This is a genomic window from Thiocapsa sp. (assembly GCF_011390875.1).
In the GTDB taxonomy this organism is placed as follows: domain Bacteria; phylum Pseudomonadota; class Gammaproteobacteria; order Chromatiales; family Chromatiaceae; genus Thiocapsa.
Map to the genome: position 1 here is coordinate 1 of NZ_JAABRP010000338.1, position 3,469 is coordinate 3,469.

5 protein-coding genes are annotated in these 3,469 nt (G+C 61.4%); all 5 read right to left on the reverse strand.

Features of this window, described 5'->3' with window-relative positions; genetic code table 11:
• The coding region (locus GPT33_RS18075) for a dinitrogenase iron-molybdenum cofactor N-terminal domain-containing protein (RefSeq protein WP_296811863.1) at window positions 1-171 on the reverse strand (171 nt) is incomplete at its 3' end.
• A 254-nt stretch (window positions 172-425) separates the two neighbouring features.
• The gene (locus GPT33_RS18080) at window positions 426-626 is read right to left on the reverse strand and encodes a 4Fe-4S binding protein (RefSeq protein ID WP_296811850.1); all 201 of its coding nucleotides are present in this window, start codon (window positions 624-626) and stop codon (window positions 426-428) included.
• A gap of 14 nt (window positions 627-640) precedes the next feature.
• Window positions 641-859: a putative nitrogen fixation protein NifT gene (gene nifT, locus GPT33_RS18085; protein ID WP_093187901.1), complete on the reverse strand. Its 219-nt coding sequence runs from the start codon at window positions 857-859 to the stop codon at window positions 641-643.
• An 81-nt stretch (window positions 860-940) separates the two neighbouring features.
• The gene (nifK, locus tag GPT33_RS18090; protein ID WP_296811857.1) at window positions 941-2,512 is read right to left on the reverse strand and encodes a nitrogenase molybdenum-iron protein subunit beta; all 1,572 of its coding nucleotides are present in this window, start codon (window positions 2,510-2,512) and stop codon (window positions 941-943) included.
• Window positions 2,513-2,669: 157 nt separating this feature from the next.
• On the reverse strand, window positions 2,670-3,469 hold an 800-nt coding region (locus GPT33_RS18095), incomplete at its 5' end, for a nitrogenase component 1 (protein ID WP_296811860.1).

Here is a 3,469-nt window from a genome sequence, read left to right on the forward strand (position 1 = left end):
TGCCTGCTTGAGATCCTTCACCCGCAAGGCGTCCAGCGTCGTCGCAGTGGGCGGCAGGCCCACGGCGTCGGCGAGGACGCGAATGAGGCGCGCCGGATCCGGATCGGGCAGGGTGCGGGCGGCCAGGCCGATGCGCAGGGCGATATCGTCGGTAAGAGAGTCGTTTGACATCGGATTAGACCCAGTCTGATGCGAAGTTAAGCCGCCCGTAAGCGATAAGACAATACGATCGCGCCGCAGACCAACCGTAGGATGGGTAGAGCATAGCGAAACCCATCCTCCCGCCACCCAAACCCACAGATAAGCTGCAGCACCGACCGGTCGGGTTCGGACCTGCCGACACTGGAGTTTGGAGGATGGGTTTCGCTATGCTCTACCCATCCTACGTGCGGGGTTCGTTTGGCGTGTGGCTGCTCGATGGATGATCACGCCGGGACGATGCAGTCCTCTTCCATGCACGCATCGAGACACTGCGGCACGCCGGGCTCGCCGTCGCCCTCGCACTCGCTGCAGGTGGCGGCATCGATCCGGTAAACACCCTTCCAGGCCGTGATGGATTGGGTCGGGCACAAAGGCTCGCAGTCGCCGCAGGCGGTGCAGAGCTCACGTACTATTTTCAGGGCCATGTCGATTCTCCTGATCAATCGTCGCCGCGCTTGAAGCGCAGCGTCGTCGGAAATGCGGGGGGCGGGCTGATCGGGTCGATATACCAACGCGACCCGTCCGTCAGCTCCACCTCTCCGCCCCATTGTTCGGCATCATCCAATTCCACGGAGGCAATCGTCTCCTCCATGTCTTTTTTCGCAACGTAGAAGAGCAGATCTCCCGCGTCGTTTTTTCGAATCATCACATTGGGCATCAGTGGGTTGCCTCTCGTCGTCTTGACTAGGTCTGCCGAACGTCCAGCCCTCGGGCGGCGCACCGCGCCGCCCGAGCGGGACTATCTCACCAGGTCGTAGTTGTAGTCCGTCACGCCCATCTCGCGGGTCTCGTCGTCCAGACGCTCGAGGACCGCGTTGACCAGGGTGGTGAGGATGTACATGGCACCCTCGTAACCCATGGTGGTCATGCGATGCAGATGGTGCCGATCGAAGATCGGGAAGCCGATCCGGATCAAGGGGACCTCATGCTCCTTGCCCTTGTGCAGGGTGTCGCGCTGGATGAACTTGCCGTAGCTGTTGCCGATCATGAAGTCCGGCTTGTCGGTGAAGCACAGCGAGCGGAAGTGCCAGAGATCCGAGCTGGTGTAGACCTTGCCTTCCTTGCCGTAGGGCGAGGAGGCGAGCACGCCTTCCACCTCTTTCTTCCAACGCTTGTTGGCGTGGTTGCAGAGGATGTGCGTCGGCTCGGCACCCAGCTCGAGCAGGAACTTGACCATCCCGAGCACGAAGTCGGCATCGCCGTAGAGCGCGAACTTCTTGCCGTGCAGCCAGGTGTGGCTGTCGGTCATCATGTCGACCAGACGACCGCGCTCCTTGGTCAACGACTCGGGGATTGCCTTGCCGGTCAGCTCGGAGACCTTCATCAGGAACTCGTCGGTCCACTCCAGACCCATCGGGATCTTGATGTGGTTGACCGGCTGCTTCCAGGTGATCTCGGCGAACTTGCGCGTCTTCGGCAACTGCCAGGGCTGCAGCAGCAGGGTGTCGATCGCGTTCGGGGCGTCCTTCACCTCGGGGATGCTGGTGCCGCCGTCGTACATGCGGTACTCGCCGTCGGCCGGGGTGTCGAGCACCTCGGTCGGGTCGCACAGCAGGCTGTAGTCGACGCCCATCTCCTTCATCATGCGGTGCATGACGCGATAGTTGCCGAGATAGGTCTCGAAGCCCGGGACCAGGTTGATCTTGCCGTTGGAGCCGACGACCTTGTCGTCCATGGCATTGATCGTGAAATAGCGGATGATCCCTTCGAACATGTTGTCCCAGCCGGTCGTGTGGCTGCCCACAAAGCTCGGTGTATGCGCGAACGGGGTCGGGAATTCCTCCGGGACGAACCCTTCCTTCTTAGCGTTGCCGATAAAGGCATTGAGGTCGTCGCCGATGACCTCGGCCATGCAGGTCGTGGAGACGGCGATCATCTCGGGCTTGTAGAGCGCACGGGCGTTCTCCAGGCCGTCCATCATGTTCTTCTGGCCGCCGAAGACAGCCGCGTCTTCCGTCATGGAGTCGGACACGCAGGCGATCGGCTCTTTGAAGTGACGGTTGAAGTAGGTGCGGAAATAGGCCACACAGCCCTGCGAGCCATGCACGTAGGGGAGCGTCTTCTCGAACCCGAGCGCGCACAGCACGGCGCCGAGCGGTTGACAGGCCTTGGCCGGGTTGACGGTCAGGGCTTCACGCTTGAAGTTAAGCTCCTGGTATTCCTTGGTCGTGGTCCACTGGAAGACCTCTTCGATCTTCTCGTCGGAGTGGCGCTCTTCCACGCCGCCCTGCTTTTTGGCAAGGTTCTCCACATAATCGGCATCCCTGAACAAGGGATAGCTGGGTTTGATCTGGTCGATGGTCTGGCTCATGAGTGTGCTCCTGCCGCGCCGCTAATCTGCGGACGTCGACATGCTTGGGACTGAGTTCGGTGTCTTTTTCGAGCCGCCAGCCTCCAGCCGCCGGCCTCCAGCGGAATGCCGGCGACAAAAGGCGGGTGGCTGACGGCTGGAGGCCGGAGGCTCGAGATCAGGCGCTGGCGGCCAGCGGTGCGGCCTCTTGATCAGCGGATTGCTGCCAAGGCGCCTGCATCTGCTTCCAGCAGGGGTTGTTGATCGTCATGTCCATATCGCGGGCGAAGATGGCGAAGCCGTCGTAGCCGTGGTACGGACCCGAGTAATCCCAGGAGTGCATCTGGCGGAAGGGGATGCCCATCTTCTGGAAGATGTACTTCTCCTTGATGCCGGAGCCGATCAGGTCGGGCTTGACCTTCTTGACGAACTCTTCGAACTCGTAGCCCGTGATGTCGTCATAGAGCAGGGTCGCGTTGCCCATCTCCTTGATGGTGCGGTCGTAGTCGTCGTTATGGGCAAACTCGTACCCGGTGCCGACCACTTCCATGCCCAGATCTTCGTAGGCGCCGATCACGTGGCGCGGACGCAGACCGCCGACGTAGAGCATGACTCGCTTGCCTTCCAGACGCGGGCGATACTTGGCGATGATCGCCTCGTACTCGGCCGTGTATTTCGCGATGACTTGCTCGGCGTTGGCCTGGATGGTCTCGTCGAAGAAGGCGGCGATCTTGCGCAACGACTCGGCGATCTTGGTCGGGCCGAAGAAGTTGTACTCCATCCACGGCACCCCGTACTTCTCTTCCATGTGACGGGAGATGTAGTTCATGGAGCGGTAGCAGTGGATCAGGTTCAGCTTGACCTTGGGGGTCAGCTCCATCTCGGAGAGGGTGCCGTCGCCGGACCACTGGGCGACCACGCGCAGACCCATCTCTTCGAGCAGGATGCGCGAGGACCAGGCATCGCCGCCGATGTTGT